The 22615-nt window shown below is 36.7% G+C and carries 13 protein-coding genes; 2 read left to right on the top strand and 11 right to left on the bottom strand.

Going from position 1 to position 22615, the window contains the following annotated elements; translation table 11 throughout:
- The 8 genes from ACFILT_RS00650 to ACFILT_RS00615 form a co-directional block, all read right to left on the bottom strand.
- A partial coding sequence (locus ACFILT_RS00650; protein ID WP_375679421.1) for a Vomp family autotransporter occupies positions 1-3221 on the bottom strand: 3221 nt, incomplete at its 3' end.
- Positions 3222-3256: 35 nt separating this feature from the next.
- Complete coding sequence (locus ACFILT_RS00645; RefSeq protein WP_375679420.1) at positions 3257-3409, bottom strand: hypothetical protein; 153 nt, start codon at positions 3407-3409, stop codon at positions 3257-3259.
- A gap of 435 nt (positions 3410-3844) precedes the next feature.
- Complete coding sequence (locus ACFILT_RS00640; protein ID WP_375678326.1) at positions 3845-4162, bottom strand: hypothetical protein; 318 nt, start codon at positions 4160-4162, stop codon at positions 3845-3847.
- Positions 4152-4427 (bottom strand): hypothetical protein, encoded by a 276-nt coding sequence (locus ACFILT_RS00635; RefSeq protein ID WP_375611460.1) that lies wholly within the window; start codon positions 4425-4427, stop codon positions 4152-4154. Before ACFILT_RS00635 ends, ACFILT_RS00640 begins: the two co-directional genes overlap by 11 nt.
- A 49-nt stretch (positions 4428-4476) precedes the next feature.
- Positions 4477-4719 carry a hypothetical protein gene (locus ACFILT_RS00630; protein ID WP_375679419.1) on the bottom strand — a complete coding sequence of 81 codons (243 nt, stop codon included), beginning with the start codon at positions 4717-4719 and terminating at the stop codon, positions 4477-4479.
- A gap of 413 nt (positions 4720-5132) precedes the next feature.
- Positions 5133-9857, bottom strand: coding sequence for a YadA-like family protein (locus ACFILT_RS00625; protein WP_375678324.1), 4725 nt, complete (start codon positions 9855-9857; stop codon positions 5133-5135).
- Positions 9858-10484: 627 nt separating this feature from the next.
- Entirely contained in the window at positions 10485-16877 is a 6393-nt protein-coding gene (locus ACFILT_RS00620) for a Vomp family autotransporter (protein ID WP_375679418.1), read from the bottom strand.
- 984 nt (positions 16878-17861) lie between these two features.
- Complete coding sequence (locus ACFILT_RS00615) at positions 17862-18368, bottom strand: helix-turn-helix domain-containing protein (RefSeq protein ID WP_375678322.1); 507 nt, start codon at positions 18366-18368, stop codon at positions 17862-17864.
- Between the two features lie 494 nt (positions 18369-18862).
- Here ACFILT_RS00615 and ACFILT_RS00610 point away from each other — a divergent pair, with 494 nt between their 5' ends.
- Both ACFILT_RS00610 and ACFILT_RS00605 read left to right on the top strand, forming a co-directional pair.
- Positions 18863-19309, top strand: a complete 447-nt coding sequence (locus tag ACFILT_RS00610; RefSeq protein ID WP_375608751.1) for a hypothetical protein — start codon at positions 18863-18865, stop codon at positions 19307-19309.
- Between the two features lie 2 nt (positions 19310-19311).
- Positions 19312-19581, top strand: coding sequence for a hypothetical protein (locus ACFILT_RS00605; RefSeq protein ID WP_012754562.1), 270 nt, complete (start codon positions 19312-19314; stop codon positions 19579-19581).
- Positions 19582-19900: 319 nt separating this feature from the next.
- On the opposite strand, the gene ACFILT_RS00600 is transcribed toward ACFILT_RS00605, so the two are convergent.
- From ACFILT_RS00600 to ACFILT_RS00590, 3 genes are all read right to left on the bottom strand, one after another.
- On the bottom strand, positions 19901-21112 hold the full coding sequence (locus tag ACFILT_RS00600) for an MFS transporter (protein ID WP_375678320.1): 1212 nt from the start codon (positions 21110-21112) through the stop codon (positions 19901-19903).
- Positions 21113-21712: 600 nt separating this feature from the next.
- Positions 21713-22075 (bottom strand): dTMP kinase, encoded by a 363-nt coding sequence (locus ACFILT_RS00595; RefSeq protein ID WP_375629598.1) that lies wholly within the window; start codon positions 22073-22075, stop codon positions 21713-21715.
- A gap of 76 nt (positions 22076-22151) precedes the next feature.
- Positions 22152-22358, bottom strand: coding sequence for a hypothetical protein (locus tag ACFILT_RS00590; protein ID WP_375679417.1), 207 nt, complete (start codon positions 22356-22358; stop codon positions 22152-22154).
- Between the last annotated feature and the right edge of the window lie 257 nt (positions 22359-22615).

The raw sequence follows: 22615 nt of genomic DNA, 5'->3' as shown, positions 1-22615 counted from the left end.
AGATTAGAGCGGATTTTTCCGTTTTCAGATGTATAACCAGCACCAAGAGCAAATGCGGATTGTCCACGCCATGCGCCGCTACCAAATGAGACACTCAAAGATCCCGGCTCGTCAAAATAACGTAGGTTGGATACTGCTAGACCAACGGCGGCTGCTTGCCTTGCCTCTTTCCGTACGCTCTTAATGTCATAACTTAAAATATTAAACTTCATATCTGTATATCGGTCAGACCGATCAACAGCATCATCAATGGCATTAATAACAATATTATCCACCCGACTATCCGTATATTTTTTTGCATCATCGAGAACAATTTTCATCTGTTGCTGAGTGTAATCATGCAGTTGACCACCATTCACAGCTTCTTTCGAACCTTGTTCAATGCGACCATTGGCAACATTATCAATCATAACAGGTTCACTTTCGTTGCCACCTTTTAGAGTGATCTTATTGGTTTTTTTACCATCAGCATCTTTATCATAGTTAACTGCACCATCAGAAAGATTATTAACCGTGTTCTCAATATTATCAACTCTGTCTTCAATATTGAAAACCGTTTCACCAATATTCGTAACCGTAGTGGAAATATTGTCGACTCTGTTTTCAATATGCTTAATATCTTTTTCAACGCCAGTGATACGTTCGTTGGTTTCCCACAGCTGTCCACCATTGACTGCATCTTTTGAACCTTCTGCAATTTTACCATCTGCTACATTGATAATCTTACTTGGTTGACCATCATGGCTAGCGTCATAAGCTTTTTTCTGCTCATTCCAATTTAAACCATTGGACGAGACATTGTTTTCAACACTTTGAATACGGTCGTTTATCTTAGACATACTCTCACTTACGCCGTCAAAAGCACTGGCAACGTTATGATAAGCCTTCTTTTCACCAGAGCTCCCGTCAGCCTTGAATTGTGCTATCTTGAAAGTAGGAGCAGTCCATTCTCCATTATTATAGCCAGCGCCACCACCAAAATATGCAGCAAGCTGATTACTCATCAAATAAAGTTGCGAACCATTTATAGCATCGGTTGAATTAGCAGAAATATCTCCATTGGCAAGAAACTTAATTTTGCTATTTTCTTTGTCTGCTCCATGCTGTGCTACAAATGCCTGCTCATCACCGTTCCACAACAAGGCGTCCCCTTTGACTTCTTGTGTAATATCATTGATTTGTTGTGTAAAATTATTGACCACATTCGTGAGATGACTATTCACACTCTTCACATTTGCATCGAGACCACTCAAAGCTGAGCCAACATCATGATACTTGGCTTTTGCCACCTGACCATCTTCAACAATAACAGATAAACTATAGTTTGGTCCTTTAAAAGCACCATTTTCGAACGAGGCACCACCACCAAAATAATTTGCTATATCTCCAGATATTTTATTAATTTGGTTCCCATTGATCGCATCATGCGAATCTTCAGCAATTTTCCCATCTTTAACATTATGTAGAGCAACAGGGACTTGGTTATCCATCCCACCTAAAGTTACGCTACCATAATTAACGGTACCGTTTTCTTTATCATAAAGAACTACAGCAGCACTTGTAAGATTAATATCATTAGAAATCTTCTCTATACTTTTATCAAGCTGGGCTTTGTTAACAGCTTCATCATTTCGCTCTGCAGCTTTTACACCAGAAATTGTACGAGCTTCACCAGATTTGTTTGCAACATTAATTTCTGTACCCCCTGTTGTCACACCAATGGTAATAGTACCTGCATCTCCTTCCTGCTTAACAAGGCTATTTTTTGTCGCATTCGCAATCTGATTTTGGATATTCGTGATAGAAGTATCAACAGCATTAAAAGCAGAACCAACATCATTATGAGAATTACCCTGAATTGTGTAAGTTGGTGCTTTACCATTAGATACATCTGCACCACCACCAAAATATTGTGATGTATTTTGACTTACACTTGCAACATCCCGATTAACCTGCTCCAACTGCGCAAAATTCACTGCATCATCAGGTTCTTCCCCAGCTGCCACTCCTGTAATCTGCTTATTGCCAGCATCAATACCATCCACAGTTATTTTAGCCCCATCAGCAAACAAAATGCCATCATCACTGATAGAGCTTCTCCCAGCGGTAACTCGTTCCACTGTAATATTATTAGCTAGATCAAATGTTACATTATTGTTTTCCTCACCTTTTGTAATCTTAAGGTTGTCACTTGCAGCCGACAAATCTACAGTATCTTGTACACCAACAGCTTTAGCATTTTTACCTCCAACAGATAGTGTCCAACCTTGGTCTACGTATTTTTGTAATGATTTTAACTGTGCAACATTAACGGCATCAGTGTCGCCACTACCAGCTGCCACTCCTACAATCTGGCGCGTTTTTTTTGATTTAGCATCACCAACACTCACTGCACCTAGCGTACTCGCCCATATCATGTCGTCAGAATCTGAAGGGCCTTTAGTTAAAGAATTATACCCGATAGCGCCAGCAGCAACATCAGCCACAGACTCGCTCCCAAGAGCAACACCTAAATTTACCGTCGTTTTTGAATAAGCACCAAAAGCTATAGATTCCTCACTGTCCGCCTTAGCACGATGTCCAATGGCAATTGATTCTTCGCCCGTCGCTATTGTACGGCCCTCAATAGGAATCGGCTTACTACCACTTCTACCTTCACCACCTATTGCGATACTTTTTTTACCTACAGCGTACGCCAAATGACCTACAGCAACAGTAAAGCTATTATCCACCTGCGCACCGTAACCAACAGCAACCGAATCTGGAGCGTTTACTATTATCTTGGCACTAAGAGCAACAATATCACTATTTCCATGGAGTTTTTCAGCCTTTGTTATATCATTACCAAATATGACATTAGTACCCTCTACGTCACGTTGCTGTCCGGTATCGCGCTGCATTCTAGTCATAGAGTCATTGCGCAAAGGATTCAATGCATCAATAATCGCTGTATTCTCACCATTCTGTACACTGATGATCGATTTTTTATATTGCCAGCCTGCATCTAATGTTCTTTCCGATGAGTTTTTGCCATCTGCCCTCAAAACATTCACAATAGGATCATCATTACTTATACCAGAAAGGGTTTTGGTTAAAAAATTTACATAGTTATCAGAAGCGTTAACTTTTGGCATCATTGCTACATTCAATGCTGTTAAATAATTTTCCTTATCACCATCATAGTAATCATACGCAGAAATAATGCTTTGCGGATAAACCACGGCAGCATTCTTCACATTTTCAAGAGATGCTTTTGTTAAATCGAGATTTGCTGAAAAACAGGAGCAGCATTCGATAAAAACAAGGCAACCGCAGTTCCCAACGAAGCTACTTTAAACAATGATGATCGACGATGTGAGCGAGAAAAACTCAAATCACGCAGATTTTGTGTAGTATATAATTTTTTCATAATACCCCCTTCATAATAATAGATTAAAAGCACAAAAAAGGTATGATCTAGAGCTCTAAAGCTTTCCTATTTCCCTTGCGTGTTCCTGCTTTTACAGCGTGTTTTAGGACATAAATAAAATTAAGACGTAAGCTGTTGTTTCTGCAACGCCTTTAGAGGGTAATTAGGGGTAGGTTCGTGAAAGTCAATTTGAGGAAGGTAAAAAAATACTTAATATTAGAATGGATTTTGTTTTTCTATCAAGGGTTGTGTGTCGTTTTTAGCTTTGATCTCTTTGAAAGAGGTATAATTTTTGTGCCTATTGATCATCCGCTTAGGCATCAGTTTATTTTTCGTGAATAAGATTTTTTATTTCATTAGAGGATTTATGAAAGCTTTTTACTAAAATGCCCCATCTATATCCTTACTAATGGTAATGTGTCTCGTTGCTGTATCCTATTTTACAAAAATACTCACTGCTCCTTGTTCTTTTATTCCCTTCAGTTGTGAAAAATTCACTGCATCAGTATTGCTAGTTCCTTCTGCAACATTTGTTACTTTTTTACTTGCCGCATTAATATTACCGGTGGTTATTTGCGGGACATCAGTAATTACTAAGCCTGTTGCATCGACTTTTCTTTTCTCTCCTAATGTTATGCTTTTCAATGCTATATCATTAGCCAAACCAAATATGAGCTTATTTTCATCATCCTTATCTCTTTTAACCCTGAAGTTACTTCCTCCAGATGAAAAATTTATTGTACTATCTAGCACCCATATCTTTAGCTGCCTCACCAGAAATAGACAGTTTCCAACCTTTTTTTCTTACGACTTCTTCTAAATCCTGCAACTGTCTAAGGTTCACTGCATCGGCAGGTTTGCTACCAGCTGCTACACCTATAATTTGTCGCGTTATGTTTTTACTAGGAACACCAATACTTACTGCAAATTTCGTACTTTTCCATTGAGATTCAGTGTTTTTAGCCGGTCCTTTCAGAAGAGACGTATACCCAAAAACGCCATCAGCCCTACCGGACACAGAGTTGTTCCCAATAGCCCCCCATCAACCGTCACTTTAGAATAAGAACCTAAAGCGATACTTCCAACCCCTTTTGCTTTTGAATAGAAGCCCATAGAAATAGCTTCTTGAGCAAATGTATATGCACGGAGTAACCAAGTGAAATCGAACCATATTCTAAAACTTTAGAAACAGCTCCCACTACTGTTGAATAATCACTCTTCGAAAGAGTATAATCATTTTCCCCGTATTCGCTCTTCTTATTATATTCACTACCTATTGCGATACTGCTTTTCTCTAAAGCGTAAGCCATATTACCTACAGAAACGCTCCATTCTTTTTCCGTTTGCGCTCCACTACCCTAAAGCAATACTTGTGTTTGGAGTACGTTGCATATCTGTAGATCGTTGCATTATAAAGCATACGTTTAAAACTATACGAAAATAAAAGCTAAAACTGTCTCCTTTTAATAAAGGGTATATTCGTATTGACATTGCGTGAAGCATTTTAACAAATCAAAATAATAGCAATCAATTTTTTGAATCTTTACCACTAAGGTCTTTATTCTCAACAAAGTTGTCAGAGGCTTTTTATATCCGGATTTTATATAATTACGGGAGTTTTATACATTTAGAATAGCTTTAGAGAGCTCTGGAAGAAAGTAAAAAATTTGCCCTTTTCTTAAATAAGAAAAAGGCAAATCAATTTTATCGATTTAGTCGTTTATTAGTTGAGTATCACATTAACCCCTGTACTTATACCCCAGTGACCTCCAGAAGTGGTAATTGACAAGTTGGAACCAATATCACCGTTCTCTGAAGTATAACCTGCACCAAAAGCAAAAGCAGATTGACTACGCCATAAACCACTACCAAATGCGATTGTTAATTTTCCAGGAATATCACTATAGCGTAAACCAGCTACCGCTAAACCAACAGCTGCTGCTTGTCTTGCCTCTTTTCGAACATCCTCAACAGCATAACTTAATGTCGAAAACTTCATATCCGTATACGAATTAGCCTCACTAACTCCATCTTTTACAAGATGAGAAACTTGCTCATCCGTATACTTATTGGCATTTTCAAGCACAAAATCCATCTTATCTTTTAATTGACCACCATTAACCGCTTCTTTCGAATCCTTTTCAATCTTTCCATCGGCTACATTGGCTATTAATACTGGAGAACTGTCATCTCCACCAACTAATGTAACTTTATTGGTCTTTTTGCCCGTTTTTTTATCTTTATCGTATTGTACAGATCCCTCCGTAACTTTATTTTCAATATCCTTGACCTGATCTGTAATCATTTGCTGAGTTTCCCAAAGCTGTCCTCCATTCACAGCTTCTTTTGAATCTCTGTCTACCTTGCCATCCTCTACATTGATAATCTTACTTGGACTCTTAACACCCTGAGCATCAACATGAGATGCATCATAGCTTCCTTTTTCTTCATTCCAATTCAGACTATTCGAAGAGGTACCTTTTTCAACTTCTTTTATACGATCGTTGATAGTGCTCATGCTGTCATTAACAACATCAAATGCTTCAGAGACATTATTACGCTCCTCTTTATCACCTTTCGTACCATCCTTATTAAAGACCTGAACGGTGAATTTTGGTCCTCGCCAGTTTCCTTCCTTATCATAACCAGCTCCTCCACCAAAATATGAGGAAAATGTCTGTTGAAGAGTATAAATCTGACCACCATTAATCGCATCAGTCGAATCTTCTGATATCTTTCCTTTCGCAAGGAACGTGATCTTGCTGTTTTCCTTTTTACCTTCTTCCTCATGCTGTGCTACAAACGCACCTGCATCATCACTCCACAACAACGCATTTTGCTCAATGTTGTCTGAAATCTCATTATGAAGATTCTTGAAAACCTTATTTACACCGGCAAACGCGGCTGCAATGCTATCATAATCCTCCTCTACAAAGCTTCCATCTTCTTGGAAAGTCATTATCTTGAAACCTGGAAGGACCCAGCCATCACCATCATACTTAGCATCACCACCAAAATACTTTGCTAGCGACTGATTCAGATCATAAATCTGTCCACCATTAACCGCATCACTCGAGCCTGATACTATAGAGCCAGCCGCAAGTGATGTGATCTTGCTTGCTTTTCTGTCTTCACCTTCCCCATGCAGAGCGACAAAAGCTTTGTCACCATCGCTCCAAGATAAAGAATCTTGTGCAACTCCCTCTGAGACCTCCTTAATGCGAGCGTTCACATTCTTGATATTCTCATCAAGCCCTTTAAAGGCAGAACCAACATCGGTATGCGGTTTATCTGTTACTTCACCACCTTTATCAATACTGGATAAATTATAAGTTGGCCCTTTAAAAGCACCATCCTTAAATTCAGCATCTCCACCCAACAATTTTGCTATATCCATTGAAAGAATGTGAACCTGTCCTCCATTGATAACATCCGTTGAGTTTTCCGCAATCGATCCGGCGGCTACATTATGGAGCGCAACAGGTGTAGCATCCTTCCCTTTCCCAAAAGTTACATTTGTATAATCAGTTTGATTATCTGTTGTTTTATCGTAAAGAACAACAGAAGAACTATCCGACAGAAGGGTATCAGAAAGATCCTTCAAACCTTTATCAAATTGTTCTTTGTTCACAGCTTCATTGGCTTTTTCTGCTGCCTTTACACCAGAAAGAGTTCGATCCTTACCACTCTTGTTTGCGATATTGATTTCACTACCTTCTACTCCTTTACCAATGTTGATAATACCTTCATTTTTCGTAACAAGAAGATTACTGATTACATCGCTGATCGCAGTTTGAACCTTTGTGAAAAGTTTACCCACACCTGAAAATGCATCTGATACATTCTTATAGCTTGATTCAGCTTCAGTGCCATCATCATTGATAATTTTTAGCTTAAAATCAGGAACTTTCAATTCCCCATCCTTATATTCAGCATCATCAGAAAAATATTTTGCAACCTTATCGCCCAGTGAATAAAGTTGAGAACCATTTACGGCATCCATCGATTCTTTCGTAATATCTCCTACAGCAAGCGATGTGATTTTACTTGCCTTTCTGTCATCACCTTCCCCATGCTGAGCGACAAAAGCTTTGTCAGCATCGCTCCAAGATAAAGAATCTTGTGCAACTCCTTCTGAGATTTTCTTAATGCGAGCATTCACATTCTTGATATTGTCATCAAGTCCCTTAAAGGCAGAACCAACATCGGTATGCGGTTTATCTGTTACAACACCTTTTTCATCAATATTCGATAATTTATACTCTGGTACTTTAAAGTTTTTTCCATCAAAGGATACATCTCCACCTAAAATTTTTGATAAATCCCCAGTGATTGTATGAAGCTGGCCACCATTAACGGCATCTGTCGAATTTGTGCTAAGATCTCCACCCGCAAGACCTGTTATTTTTTTACCTGCAGCATCAATACCATCCGCTATTACTTTGGGACCATTTTCAATAGTTAAGCCCGTTTTATCTAAAGTGATGTCTTTTAATTTTACACTGTTCAATGTGACATCTTGTGCCAAATCAAATGTTATTTTTTTGTCTTTATTGTCTGTTGTATCACTATTTTTAATCTCAAAGTTTTTGCTTCCAGAAACCAAATTTAATATATCACCCGGCTGAAAGTTTGAAACAGCCTTATCATTAAGAGAAAGTGTCCACCCTTGTGCTACAAATTCTCTTAATTTTTTCAGCTGTGCAATGTTGACGGCATCAGTGTCTGCATAACCCGCTGCCACACCTGTAAGCTGTCGTGTTATCTTATTCGGAGTATCACCAACACTAAAAGCTCCTTGAGTGCTCTTCCATATCACACCATCATCCGTTGACTGGCTCCCTATGGAAGGATCATAGCCAACTGCGGACACTGAGTTACGAGAAACAGATTTATAACCCACAGCAACACCACCCTCAGGAAGTACTTGTACATTTGAACCTAATGCCATACTATTTTTAGCTGTTGCAGCTGAAAGTCCACCTAATGCAATACTATTTTCACCAGATGCATTTGCAAAACCACCTAATGCAATACTATTTTCACCAGATACATTTGCAGAACCACCTAATGCAATACCATTGTTAGCAGTTGCACTTGAAAGCTTACCTATAGCAATACTTTCTTGCCCACCTTTTCCCTCACTGGCAGCAATTGTAATGCTCTCCGTTTCGGCATGCCATTTAAAGACACTATCATCGGCAGCTTTTTTAATCTCATTGTGAAGATTTACATAAGACTTACCCACACCCTCAAAGGCTTTGGCTACATTTGGAAAACTTTCTTCTTCAATCTCATTCGTCTCAGGATTTAAAGTTTTAATTTTGAACTCTGGATTATCCCATTGACCATTCGTAAATTTAACACCACCGCCTAAATATCCAGCTATATGGGTAGCTACAACATTCAACTGACTACCATTTACCGCCTCTTGTGAATCTGCACTAAGATCACCAGATGTAACACCCATTACCTTTTTATTTCCAGCATCAATACCACCGGTGGTTATTTTCGGACCATCAGTAATTACTAAGCCCGTGGCATCGAAGGTATTTGTACCTGCTTTTAAGCTTGTTAACATAATGTCTTGAGCCAGATCAAATTTTACTTTATTGTTATCTTCGCCCTTTGTAATATTTAGGTTGCTACTTCCTGCGGAAAAATCTACCGCGCTATCCATAAGAACAGTGGTAGCATTTTTATCTCCAACAGAGAATTTCCAACCGTTTTGTCTTACAACTTGTTCTAAGTCCTGCAACTGTCTAAGGTTCACTGCATCGGTAACATTAGAACCAGCTGCTACGCCTGTAATTTGTCTGGTTATACCCTTACTATAATCACCAAATGAAACTGTTCTCTCTTTTTCATCAGAACTATCGGTTAGAGAAGAGCCGATTGCAATGCTATTTTTAGTATTTCTACTACTACCAGCTAAAGCAGTTAAGCCGATAGCAATCCCTTGGTCAGCCCTCGTCTGCGCTACCTGCCCGAAAACAATAGCATCATGCGCTTCTCCCTGAGCTCGTTCACCATAAATAAGAGGATTACCCAAATCCTGATTGCTAGTTATCTGATCTCCCTTTACAACTCCTGGAGTTAAAGCTGCTCTTGTTATTTTTTTACTTCCAGCATTCATATCAATTGAACGTATCGAATCGCTGGCTTCTGCCAAAACATTCACTATAGGACTATAATCACTTACACCAGTAAGAGTTTTGGTTAAAAAATTTTCATAGTCATCAGCAGCACTTACCTTGGATGTCAAAGCAACATTCAGCGCTGTTAAATAATTTTCCTGTGATGAACTAGAAGAATCCAAATCATTCGAAAAAACAGGGGAAATACTGGCTAAAAGTGCCGCTATTGAAGTTAAGGATAGGACTTTAATAAAAGGAAAACGAGAAAACTTTAAATTGCTCCCTGCTAATTTTGTATATAATTTTTTCATAATGAACTCCCCAATGAAAGAAATAACTATAAACACAAAAAAGACACATTTAAACGCTATTAGGTCTTTTAAAATTGGTTTTTCTAAACGTATTCAAAAATTTAGTACCTGACTGAAAAGATAGAGAAGTTGTGTTTTAGGTTTTATGGTTAATGCGTTTTACTCTTTTACATTTCCTAAGAAAGTAAATTTTTTTGTGGTGATTGGTTTTTTTACCTTTAAACTTATTGGTTGTTTTTTGCAAGGGGTAGAGTTAATTTAGCGTATTGTTTTATAACTTCTTCCAGTAAAGTTGAAATACATTTGAATGTATATTTTTGTCTTAAAAGCTTTTTAATAGATTTGTAGAGAGCAAAAGGTTTTTTATCTGTAGAGTGCTACAGATTTTTCAGATTTAAAAATTAAAGAAGAAAATAATAAACTTATAATTTATGAAAAAACTCACTATCTTATTTTGAAATAAGAAGTTCATTTTGTTGAAAGCGTCCGGTCTTTCTGTTTTTTAAACCTGTATTTATCGTTAGCGCTTATCAATTTGTATATATGTATTTTTACATACGTAACAACAATTCACCCCTGCCTCATGAGACAGGGGTGAAAAGGGATTTTTATGTATTTTGTTTATTATCAATTCAATGTCATATTGAATCCCGCACCTACACCCCAGTGACCTCCAGAAGTTGTTGCGGATATGTTAGAGCGGTATTTTCCATTTTCTGAGGTGTAACCTGCACCAAAGGCAAATGCAGACTGACTACGCCATAAACCAGTACCAAATCCAACGCTTAATTTTCCAGGTGTATCATTGTAGCGTAAGTTAGACACCGCAAGACCAATAGCTGCTGCTTGTCTTGCCTCTTTTTTCACACTCTCAATACTATAGTTTAAGACATCAAACTTCATATCTGTATATTGCTTAGCCCGATCAACAGCATCATCAATCGCATCAATCACAATATTATTAACCCGTTGGTCTGTATACTGCTTGGATTGATCAAGAATAATTTTCATCTGTTCTTGGGTATAGTCATGGAGTTGACCACCATTTACAGCCTCTTTCGAACCTTTTTCAATTTTACCATCAGCTACATTATCAATCAGAACAGGTTCACTGGCATCCCCCCCCGCTAATGTGATTTTATTGGTTTTTTTGCCGTTTTCATCTCTATCATAACGAACAGCACCCTCTTCAATGTCGTCAACTCTATTATTGATGTTATCAACTTTGGCATCAATATTGATAACTGTATCACCAATATCAGCAATCGTATTGGAAATGTTATCAACTCTGTTGGTAAGATGCTTAACATCTTTTTCAACACCAGTGATACGTTCATTGGTTTCCCAAAGTTGACCACCATTAACCGCATCTTTCGAACCTTTTTCAACTTTACCATCAGCTACATTGATAATTTTATTCGGCTTTCCATCGCGACCAGCATCATAGGCTTTTTCTTTATCATTCCACTTTAAAGCATCTGAATCGACCTTGTTGATGACATCATCAATACGGTTATTAATATTTGACATATTTTTATTGACGTCACCAAAAGCATCAGCAACATTATGGTGCTCTGTCTCAACAGTCGTACCATCAGCATTGACTTGAACAATCTTAAAAGTAGGATCTGTCCATTTGCCATTCTCATATTTGGCACCGCCACCGAAATAATTAGCAAGCTGGTTGCTCATGAAATAAAGCTGGTTACCCGTAATAGCATCTGTTGAACCATCCGCAATCTCACCATCCAAAAGATACTTCAATTTGCTGTTTGTCTTCTTTCCATCTTTTTCATGACGTGCAACGAATGCACCTTCATCATCATCCCACAGTAAAGCATCTTTAGAGAAATCTTCAATTTTCTGGTTAAACTCATTGGATACATTCGTTAAGCGTTGATTCACATCTTGAACATTTTTATCAAGACCTGTTAAAGCATCACCAACATTGTAAAAATTAGCCTTCCCTACTTCACCACCTACAATAGCGGATAAAGTATATTTCAGCCCTTCAAAAGCACCGTTAATGAACTTTGCTCCACCACCAAAAAACTTTGCAATATCTGCTGATATTTTATTAATCTGACTACCATTAATTGCATCGTTGGAATTTTCAGAAATGCTACCATTTTTGACGTTATGAAGAGCAACTGGCCCATCGCTATTATCGCCACCCAAAGTTACACTACCATAATTAACACTATTATCGTCATTCTTATCATAGAGAACCGCAGCAGCAGTGACTGTCTCAATATCTTTAGAAATCTTATCTATGCTTTTATCAAGTTGGTCTTTGTTAACAGCTTCATCACCATTTTCTGCCTCCCGCACGCCAGAAATTTTACGTCCTGAACCACCAACACCTGCAATATTGATCTCAGTACCAGCGGTATCCTTACCAATAGTAATAACACCTGATGCACCTCCATCTTGCTTAACAAGACTATTTTTTATCACATCAGAAATCTTATCATCAATCTTATGGATAGAAATATTCACACCCGTAAACGCATCTGTAACATTATCATATGCCGTTCCATCAATAAGGAAAGCTGGTTTTATACCTTCAAGTACATCTGTACTACCCCCAAAATATTTCGATGTATTTTCAGCAACTTTTTTAAGATTATCAGTAACAGTTGTAACCTTCTCATTCGTAGCAAAAAGCTGTGAACCATTTACTGCTTGCGTTGATGTTTGAGAAAGTTCTCCATCTTTTACACCGGAAAGTGTTCTTTCTTGCTTATCTTTATTTACAAGGCTGATTTCAGTACCACCGGTTGCTTTACCCACAGTAATAAGACCATCTTCTCCCTCCTGCTTTACAAGGCTGTTTTCTGTTACATTGTTAATCTGATTATAAATATCTGTGATAGAATTATCGACACCCTCAAAAGCATCAGCGACATTATGATGCGTTTTCTCAACAATAGTGCCATCCTCATTACGCTGAGAAACTTTGAAAGTAGGATCGCTCCACTCTCCATTCTCATAGCGAGCACCACCGCCAAAATAATTCGCAATCTGATCACCCATCGCATAAAGTTGGGAACCATTTATTGCATCTGTTGAATCTTCTGAAACATTGCCATCTAAAAGATACGTTAGCTTGCTATTTGTTTTTTGTCCATCTGTTCCATGACGCGCAACAAATGCTTGATCCTTTTCACTCCACAGTAAAGCATCTTGAGAAAATTTATCAAACTCATTAGTTACATGTCGTATATGTTTATTCACATTTTTGATATTTGCATCGAGCCCTGTCAAAGCCGAGCCAACATCTTCAAAGGTTTTCTGTTCTACTTTACCATCTGTAGAAACTGTAGATAAGTTATATTGTGGACCTGAAAAAACTCCGTTATTAAATTCTGTACCACCACCAAAATATTTTGCAATATCTTTAGATATTTTATTAATCTGGCTACCATTTACCGCATCTGTTGAATCTTCAGAAATATCACCATTTAAAAGGTGGGTAATCTTACTATCTGTTTTACGTCCATCTTTTTCATGACGTGCAGCAAATGCTTGTTTACCATCATCCCATAATAAAGCATCTTGAGAGAATTTATCAAATTTATTATCTACATATTTTATACGACTATTCACATTTTTAACATTCGCATCAAGCTTTGTTAAAGCATCACCAACATTTTCAGCTATATACTGAACTACTTCACCATCTGTAGAAACTGTAGATACGTTATATTGTGGACCTACAAAAGCACCATCCTGAAATGCTGCTTCCCCACCAAAGAATTTTGCAACATCTCCAGAAATTGTATTAATCTGGCTACCATTTATAGCTTCTTTCGAAGCCTTTCCGAGGTTTCCATCCGCAATACCAGAGATAACTCGATTTTCACTATTAGAATTGGCAACATTGATTTTGGTACCATCTTTTTGCGCACCAATTGTAATGAGCTTCTGCCCTTCGTCCCATTTAACAAGACTATTTTCTGTTACATTGTTAATCTGTGTATAAATATCTGTTATAGAATTATCGACATCTTTAAAAGCATCCGTTACATTATGGTGTTCTTTATCCTGAACAGTAAAAGTTGGCTTGAAACCATCAATCACATCTGTCTCACCACCAAAATATTTTGATATATTATCAGCATAATTGAAAAGCTGATGGCCATTTATTGCTTCTGTTGAATCGAAACTGACTTTTCCAACTGCAACGCCAGAAATAATTCGACCCCTACCTTCAGAGTTCGCGACTTTGATTTCAATACCTTCTTTTTCAGCACCAATGGTAATTAAATTTTTACTTTTACTCCATTTAACAAGACTATTATCTTCTATCTCAAACTTCATTTTATATAATTGTGAAAGATTAACAGCATCATGCTCATCGCTACCATCTGCGACTCCTTTAATTTGTGTCTTTGCAGCATTAATGCCACCCTTGGTCATGTTTGGACCATCCTTGATCATGAAACCGGCATTACTCATTCTGCTATCCCCTGTTTCTACACGACCAACTTTAATATATTCACTTAAATCAAAGGATACTTGATTGTCCTCGTTTTTGACAATTTTTATATTTGTGTTCTCACTCTCATTATCATCATCGTCTTTCTGCTTAACTGCAACAAAATTCACTGTACTCCCAGCTTTAACATCTGTAGCATCGTTCCCATCAACAGAAAGCTTCCAGCCTTTTTCTGCAATTGCTTTTACATCTTGCAACTGTGAAAAATTTACAGCATCAGTATCGTCTTCCCCATCTGCTACTCCTTTGATCGTTTTATTACCAGCATGAATGCCTTTAACAGTTATGCTCGGCCCCTCATCACCGTCAAATCTAAAGCCAGCAGCATCCATAATGCTGTCTCCTGCTGTGACAGTCATTACATTAATATCATCAGCTAAATCAAACGTAACATTGCGGTTATTATCTCCTACAATCTTGATATTCTGACTACCTTCCTTACCAGCTGATTGTAAATTTACTGTATCATTTTGTCCAATAGATACACCATTTCCACCATTAACAGAAAGTTGCCAATGCGTTGTAGCAGCTTCTTTTATCTCTTTCAGTTGTTTATAATTCACTGCATCGGTATCTTGAGTTCCCTCTGCTACGTTTATAATCTTTTGATTTCCAGCATCAATACCATTCACGGTTATGCTTGGCCCCCCATTAACAAACTTAAAGCCATCACCATTCATAATGCTGTTACCTGCAGTGACACTTGTCAAACTAAGGTTACTATTCAAAGTAAATGTAACTTTATTTCCATTACTTTTAACAATTTTGATGTTTTTGTTATTGTTATCATCAGCACCTGTGACGAGATCTACTGTACTACCTGCTCCAACATCTGTAGCATTGTTACCATCAACAGAAAGCTTCCAGCCTTTTTCTACAACTGTTTTTACCTCTTTCAGCTGTTTATAATTTACAGCATCGGTGTCTTCTTTACCATCTGCCACATTTGTAATCTGTTTATCGCCAGCATCAATACCATCTAGAATCATTTTTGGCCCATTTTCAATAATAAAGCCATCATCACTCATAGAGCTTTGTCCTGTAGTGACTTTTGTCAATTTAAGAGTATCACTCAAAGTAAATTCAATTTTATGCTTATTATCTACAGTGTTTCTTTCAATCTTTAAGTTATCTTTTCCTACTTTTGTATCTTTCACTGAAAAATCTATTGTACTACCTGGATTCACGTCTGTAGGATCGGTATCGTTAGCAGAAAGTTTCCAAACTCCTGATGCCAAATCTCTCATAGCTTTCAACTGTGCAACATTCACTGCATCAGTGTCTTTAGTCCCTGCTGCAACATTTGTAATCTGTCGCGTTAAATTCTGGTTAGTATTACCAACACTAAAATCACCTGCAGTGCTTTTCCATGCAAGATCACTCTTTGTTGTTGTAGTATTTGTTACAGGATCATAACCAAAAACACCACTCTCAACACGAGAGACAGATCCTCCCCCCACAGCAACACCATCAATAACACGTACTTGTGCGTTTATACCAATTGCAACTGAATGAGCCGTCTCAGCATAAGTATGGGAACCTATGGCAATCGAATTTTTACCTTTAGCTATTACTTTTCTTTCTTCCCCGTTGTCTGCAGGTTCTCCACCACCTATTGCAATAGAACCAAGAGCTTGAGCTTCAGCCTTCGTGCCTATAGCAACCGCGTACTCGTCAGTTGCTTTGGTCTTTAATCCTAATGCAATACTATCGTAACCAGATGCAGATGCAAACTTACCAATAGCAACACTATTTATACCGTTCCCTTCTGCATTTGAACCAACCGCAATCGCATCGTCCTGCGTAGCTTTGGAACTCTCACCTATAGAAATGCTATTTTTACCAGAAGCGGTTGCGAGACCACCAAAAGAAACAGCAGATTTGCCCGATGCTTCTGAGCCTACACCCATAGCAACACTTGCTATACCACTTGCAAGTGCGGAAACACCAAAAGCTTGTGCACCCCCTGCCTTTGCTGTCGCGCCTGCACCAAATACGGTTGAATAATTACCCGTCGCTGCAGACCCACACCCCGTAGCAAAAGAATAAACACCATAAGCCTCAGGCATAGCGCTAGCAAAACCACTGGTGGAAAATGTCCCCATATAACCACCCAAAACTTTACCATCAACCCTAGCCGTGTATCCATCACCCGTCCAAATAACCTGTTCAGTGGTCGTACCATAAGGACGACGACCGTTAAACTCTTGATTAGTAATAAATCTATTATATTGTTGCTCTGCGGTTATTCGTTGACTATCAGCAATTCCTTGTTGTTGTTTGCCGCCACGACCAACAACGTTGTCTGCACCACAATAATTATCATCACCAGCAAAAACAACACTCCCATGACTCCCATACGGATACATCACTTGGGGAGCATTCGAACTCTGATTAGTTTGTCCTATTATCGCAAGGTTCGCCGCAAAAACGGGAGAAACACTCGATAAGAGTGTCGCCATTACCGTACTAAGAGAGACAACTTTAATTAAATTTGGTGTGGAATATTTTTTTTTCATAAGAACCTCCTCCAACAGAGTTCAACATCATTACAACGCGCAGAAACACTCATGGCAAAACCCTTAGTTTGCGCACTTCAAAAACCAATAAATCAAGGCAAAACCCTCCCCCTTCGATACCGCTATTTTTTACGGCATCGCTCTAAAATCTTTGCAACAACATCGAATCTAGAAAAGTCCCCAACCCTTTTAGCTAGAGGGATTCAAGCTAAAAAATAAATAAAAACACAAGACTTTGAAAATATACCGTTATCTCCATTCAAAAATACTGCGATTTATCTCTTAACAAAAATAGTTTCACTAAAGAGCAATTCTACTTTTCAAATAAAGCGCATCAGAAGAATGGCAAGAGTGTAAAAATTATTTTTTATAAATTTGTAAAAATACTTCTCAATAAATTAGCTGTTCTTATAAGCACAAATTTATGATTTTTTTAACTTATTGCACAATGTAATAGATAATGATTATCATCATAATCTCACTTTTTGTTGCAAGGTAAACTGTTTCAATATATTATATATCTTTTTGAAAGAAATCTGTCTTAAATATAATGATGCACGATCTGTAAAAAGTTTTAACGTGCTCATCTTATCATCTTCATAAAAAGACAAAAGCGCGCCTATAAATAGTCTTTCGTTCTTCTCTCTTATATATCTGTTACCCTTCTATAGGAACAAAACATCGTCATTGTATTTTCACTGTTGTCCGTATCTTTTCTTCAACCAACAAATATTTCAGGAATGGCACTATATTAGCTTCTTTTTGAAGAAATTTTGTTTGTATCACTACTCGTCATTCTTTTTATGAACCATTTTATCTTTAATCAGAGAAATATATTGATTTATAATGATAGTTTCTCGTTTTTTAGGTTGAATAAGAGACTCGAAAATCGTGAGATTTTCACATTCCAAACTTGGTTATACAGCAGAAAATAAAAAAAGTTTTATTTTTTTAAAGGCTGTTCATTCGTATCTTATGAAATTTCTAGATGTGCTTTTCAGTTTCAATTTTACGCTTTAAATGTAATTTTAAAAGTGGCAAAGTGGCTTCGACTTCTTCTATATCATTGAGGTTTTGAATAAGCTCTTGCAATCTTCCATAAAGCTCTGCTGCTAATTCCGCAACATCTTCAGGAGAAAGTGTTATTTTTGCATCATGATAGGTCGTATAAACTAAATGTCCCAGCTTTTTCATCAGCCCAGTAGGAATCGCCTGCGGTTTAAAACCAGCTGCTTTCGCCTTTGCCACATCTGAAAACATCTCACCATTTCCCGTTACTAGCCAATCTAATGAAACACCACAAATTTCTTGATATTTGGAGAGCGCAGAGGCTGTAGGCTCACTTATACCAGTTTCATAAGTTCCTATAGAGCCAGCAGTGATACCAAGACATTCAGCAAACTGCTTACGCTCTGTAAAACCAAGAGCGTGACGCACTTCACGAAAACGTTTTGCCAACTCAGTTTTAGGTTTTGCTTCCGGACGAGCCAAAAAAAACACTCCAAAATCAATATAATTGTTGTCTAAATAATTATATTGATTTACATCTATTGTTACTGCCCCTTAAGAAGAGCAGTTATCACATACATAACCCCACAAAAACGGATGTTACAGCATCCATTCAAGCAGGAGCGAAAATTATGACAATTACAAAAAATGCAATCGCCGTGGTATTTTTCTGAGCTGCGCCCCTGTAATATAACCTTGGAAAAACTCAAGCCTATCAGAGGCTATTTTCCAGAGTCAAAAACATTTGGACACAGGCCAATGAAAAAACTAAATGCGCCACTGCCAACTCTATCAGTTTGCATGCCAAGCCAATTCTTGCCAACTGCTTTCTCAAAAGTTGCAGTCATATTCTTTCAAAAGCAAAAAGCCTAATACGATTCTCTTCATTTCATGCTGTGTAATATACCACTGAAATCTTATTACAAAAATATGCTAATGCATTTCCCATAGGTTTTTATAAGGTAAAAAGTTTATCAATGTCTAAAAATCAATATAAAATAGGCAAAATAATTGGTATTCTACAAAAAATGAGATTATCACTCGTTATTAAAAAGTTAGACGTTTACAAACCCTGTTTGCTTATTTTATATATTAATGGCACTGATTTAGCTGTAACTGGCAATAGAGATTTCAGGGTGTTTGGTTTATCGTCAGAATACTCTTCCTCTACGCATATTAAAAGCCTTTTGGCAATGTATTTTAAATGCTATAAATTCTATAGTAAACACATTGCCATCCATATTTACAATTGGGCGCTTCAAAATCTTGGAGTAATAAAATCTTTAATAGGCTTTGATTTAAAAGCGCGTATTTTGCAGAAAATTGACAAAACCATGAGGTTCGTATACATGGCAATTTTAAGTGATGATAGTGGAGTGATACTTAAAAAAGCTGCATGGAAACCCGCAACGTTGAGGAATTAAGCATGACCTCTTTATGCGATAAAGAATTATCTGATACACTAGTTGGTCTTTATGACGACTATCAACGCGGTTTCGACATTGGAGAAGAGCTTAAACTGTGCGTGGATTTGGCGTTATCTCTTGAATTGGAACTCAGTATTCACCGTTTAAGTGAAACAGATGCTGTTTTAAAAAAAGAGATTGTGCAAACCTTGCATCGTCGTAGAAATACTCATTCCAATGAAGATGAAATTGATACAATTTTTCATATGGATTTTGAAAAACAAAAATAATACAATACTCTCCCCATATGATACGATATTACCTTATTGCTTTACTTTCTACTACGCTTAAACAAAAAACTTTCAAGAAGATTTAAAGTGTTACGTTTTCGTCTTCTTAACAACAGTGAGATGAATTAAAGAAACGCATCAATTTTTTTAGATCATTATCAAAAAATAGAGAGTATTCTCTAGCATACATCAATTTATGCTTTGTTCATTAAGCACCAACTTTTACATTTTCTCAACTCTCCTTTAAAAGCAAAATATGAAATGTGCTGCAGCGTAGATATTTATAAAATAGCGTATATTGACCACACTTAAATGTAATTTATTGTTTTTCATGTTTATAAAACAGCACTATGAGTATTCCAACAAACGCAACAATGCTTTGAAAAAAATATATCGATTGAGGTGATATGTTACTGTTATCGCTTGCCATAGTGAGGTAGACTCCGAGAATCAAGCATCCAGAGATACCATTAAAACTTGCCTGCAATCTTCCTTGGTATTCAGGATCACAAGAGAGTTGTGATAAAGAAATCGAAAGAGCCCAACTCGAAAGTCCAAATCCAATCATAAAGTAAACAGGAAAAACAATAAAATTGTGTGTATTAACAGATAAAATAGCGAGGCCAATAGCCATAAAAGCTAATAAAATGGCTAATGTTTTCCTTATGGATAAAACTTTACAAAGAAGTGGTGAAAAAAACGCACCTGTCAATACGCCCATGGAATAAAGCACCTCAAATATTGCAAAGGTCGTGCTATCCGCATGTAAAACCTCTTGTATATAAGGAACAAGAATAACAGGAATGGTCATCAAAAGAGTCATAATAATCATCTGGCTTATATAAGGTACAACAAGAGCTGGATTCTGTTTAAAATAATGAAGGGATGCTGTATAATTTTCCCACCAATTTTGCTGGTTTTGTTTTTTAGATCTTCGGTTTTTAGGTACCTTCATTGCAAAATTAAATAAACCAGCAATGATAAAGAATATACCACCTATTAGAAGAGTTCCTTTTGTTCCTGCATAGGACAGTATAAATCCACTTAAGCCCATACCTACGATAGTGCCAAGTTCATAAACCATATCGATGGTCGCATTTGCATTGATGAGCTGTTCCTTCAGCACAATACTTTGAATTAAAGAAATAGCTGATGGCATATAAAAAGGGATAAAAATACCCAAAAGAGCAGATAAGACCATCAATTCAATTTCTATACCAAAATGCCAAAGCATTACCCAGCTTACAATTACCAAACCTCTCACAAGATTTGAAATAATAATCTGCGTTTTACGATTATATTTATCTGCCAATATGCCAAAAATAGGCGCAAAAATAATGCCAGGCGTCCAAAGAAAAAGCATCATCAACGCTACACCACGGATTGAGCCCGTCTGATTGTAAGCGAGCCATGACAATGTAATATAATTTAGTCCACTTCCAAATGTAGCAAATAAGCCGCTCAAAGTAAAATAGAGAAAAGTTCTATTTTCAAATAAAGCAATGCGTTCCTTCAAATTTGAAGTGAACATAAATTATCCTCTAAAATGAATACCAGTCGATATGCATGATACATCCTGTTTAAAAACAGGCATTCTTACAATTTTTATTTTAGATCATTAAATTTAAGAAAGCAAAATTTCTTTTTTGAGGCTTTTACAATCTTTGTGCTGTTTTATGATTAATTCTTCTATGAAAACGGAACATTTATGGACAAAAACAAAATTAATATTTTATGTGCGTTTTATTCAGAAGCTACACCTTTATACATCTGTGAAACAATTTTACGGTATGGAAGCTTCACTCACATTATTGTCCTTATTATTCTGTGCACTAAAATATGCTCGAGTATATTCCTCCATGTCGTTCTTCTATCACCACACTTCGTCTCTAAAAGAATAAACATACTATTATCCTCACAATAAATATTGCTAACTTTTCTACTCCCCTTCTCTAAATCTTTTAAAACAAGCCCATTACAGTTAGTTTTCTAATTAAAATATATAACGTGATATTTTTCCTGAGCAGTTAAATTATTGCAATCACATCTCTAAAGTTTCAGATTTAGAGTACGAATACATAAAGGAGGATTTATCGTGGATAAATTGATTAATAAATGATTTTATTCATAATCAAAAAAACTTATCTATATGATGTCGTATTTGATGATGAATTAAAGAAACAGGAGTAGTTCCATCAATTGTTATAAACCGCTCATCTATTTCCGATAAAACTTTGTATACTTTGTAAATTTTTTCAATAAAAGAGAGTTTTTCTTCGTATTTTAAGTTTAAACCATCCCTTTTCTGCAACCGTTCCAGTATAGTAATGGGCGGTAAATGAAGATAAAATGTAATATGAGGTCTTGGAATAGATTGATTTAATTTAACGACACTTTCAACAGAAAGCTCTCGAGCATAAAAATAAGCAAGACTAGAATAAACATATCGATCGCTAATTAATAAATTTTGCGATGACGTTAAGGAAGGTTCAATAATTTCAAGCGTATGTTTGCGTCTATCTGCCTTGCTAAGAGTGCTAAAAGCAACGGATCAATTGCTTTTCCATTATCTAAGTAATCTCTAATTTCTGGATTATTTCTATACCAATAACTGTGTTAAAAGTTTGTATTATATGTTTTTCTGTTGAGTAATGGCGAGCAATTTCTTTTGTTTGTGTTGTCTTTCCACTCCCATCAAACCCGCATAAGACAATAAAAGAACCAGAAAATTTCTTTGAAGACCGCATGGAGTTATAAACTTTTTTATCAAGATACATTTTGTCTATATACTCTCCATAAGTTAAATTGTTTTATGTCTAAAATCTCTTAATGTTTAATAAGGTGTTTTTTTACTCGTCTCTAAACAGAAAAACGCAATACTCCCGCATTTTGTATAACTTATTAACTTTATGATAAATGGCGGTATATAGACTTAGTTTTAAGATAAAGTTATATTTTAGACAACTTAAAATGAGATTAAGTATTTGTAAAAAATATATTTTTTTGATCACACTCCATACCCAGCTATTTTTTT

Source organism: Bartonella sp. AP7XZML, assembly GCF_042195745.1.
In the GTDB taxonomy this organism is placed as follows: Bacteria; Pseudomonadota; Alphaproteobacteria; order Rhizobiales; family Rhizobiaceae; genus Bartonella.
The sequence above is the reverse complement of the archived record's forward strand: the minus strand, read 5'-3'. Positions and strand labels throughout refer to the sequence as shown.